Here is a 697-nt window from a genome sequence, read left to right as displayed (position 1 = left end):
AAACCGTTGAGCAAATAGAAGAACGCTGCAAAGCGCTGCCTGAGTTGATTGATAAGATGATTCGCGCCAATGTGCGGGCACATGAGATAGGCCGCATTATCACCTCGATAACCGATGCGGTAACAAAGCAGCTTATTTTCCTAGCTCGCAAAGAGTGCGGTGAATTGCCATGCCAATACGCGTGGGTCGTTTTTGGCTCTCAGGCACGTGCCGATCAGATGTTGGGTTCGGATCAGGACAATGGTCTGATCCTTGAGCGAGAACTAACCCAGACTGAAAGCATTCAGGTTGAAAGCTTCGCGCGTTTTGTGAATGACGGGCTAGATAAGAGCGGCTTAAAGTACTGCCCTGGCGGTATCATGGCGATGAACGAAAAGTGGTGTCAGCCGCTAAGTGTCTGGAAAAATTACTTCGCGCACTGGATTGTTGAGCCCGATCCCAAGGCGTTAATGCACGCGAGTATTTTTTACGATATACGCCATGTCGATGGCGATGGTACGTTGACGCAGGGCTTAAAAGAATTTGTTGCAAGGGATGCAACAAAGAATTCGATATTTCATGCCCGCATGGCTGAGAACACCCTTCAAAGCACGCCTCCGCTTGGCTTTTTTAAACAGTTTGTACTGGAGAAAGATGGCAACCATCGTGCAGTGTTGGATCTCAAACATCGTGGTACTGTGCCGATTGTTGCGATGGC

General features: G+C 48.9%; 1 protein-coding gene. It reads left to right on the top strand.

Annotation, left to right across the window (positions count from 1 at the left end; all coding sequences use genetic code 11):
- Window positions 1-697, top strand: a 697-nt coding sequence (locus A3750_RS25245) for a DUF294 nucleotidyltransferase-like domain-containing protein (RefSeq protein ID WP_231871682.1), incomplete at both ends; no start/stop codon positions are given.

Source organism: Oleiphilus sp. HI0079, assembly GCF_001635105.1.
Note: the sequence above shows the minus strand (reverse complement) of the source record. Positions and strands in the feature narration are given on the sequence as shown.